1 protein-coding gene is annotated in these 748 nt (G+C 68.9%); it reads right to left on the reverse strand.

Translation table 11 applies throughout. From position 1 onward, the window contains the following. Positions 1-134: 134 nt before the first annotated feature. Positions 135-698, reverse strand: a complete 564-nt coding sequence (locus tag AC1DVR_RS23800) for a hypothetical protein (protein ID WP_478003095.1) — start codon at positions 696-698, stop codon at positions 135-137. Positions 699-748: the final 50 nt, after the last annotated feature.

Below are 748 nucleotides of genomic sequence, written 5' to 3' on the forward strand. Positions count from 1 at the left end.
GGCCCTGTCCCTGGCGCCTTCGGGAAGTTCGTCAAGGCGGTAGACGGTGGTGGCGATCACTTGGGGCATAAGCCGTTCCCTCATCTGTACGGCCCGGACAGTTGCCGGGGGTGGATTTCCGGAAAGGGGAGGGATCAGGCCGCCAAGGCGAGATCGACGGCGGCGGCCGCGAGGTCGCGCCAGAACGGGTCGACCAGACGACCTTCCAGCTCGCGGGCGCGGGTGAGCAGCGCAGCGGCAGATGCGGGATCGTCGGCGTCCGTTGCCGCGCGGGCCTTGGCCCGAAGCCCGCAGGCCTCATTCACCACGCGCCGCGCTTCGGCATCGCTGTCGACCGGGGTGCACCATTGAACGCCGCCCAGCTGCACCTCCCCCGCCAGCACGAGGCCGTATTCGGCATCGAGGATCGTGACGAATTGTGGCACCAGCCGCAGGGCTGCATCGCGCCCCGCGTCGAGATGGCCGGAAGCGACAGCTTTGCGCGCCACGGTCATGGCAGCCGCGACGTCACCGCAGGTGCCGAGATYGACCTCGCGGTTGATGCACAGCTGATCGAGCGCCGGATCGTCCCAATGCGCGAGGCAGCGGCAGCTGACGCGCAGGGGCAAGCGGTCCGCGAGGCGCAGATGGGCAAAAACCCCGCCGATCAGGTTGTCGCCGGGGCCCCGGAAGGCAGTTCGGGAGATGGGTGCAGTCATCGGGATCACTCCGCGACGGGCGGCAGGAGACACTCTCCCTCCCTGAAACC

Source organism: Rhodobacter sp. P2_H5 (assembly GCF_056403335.1).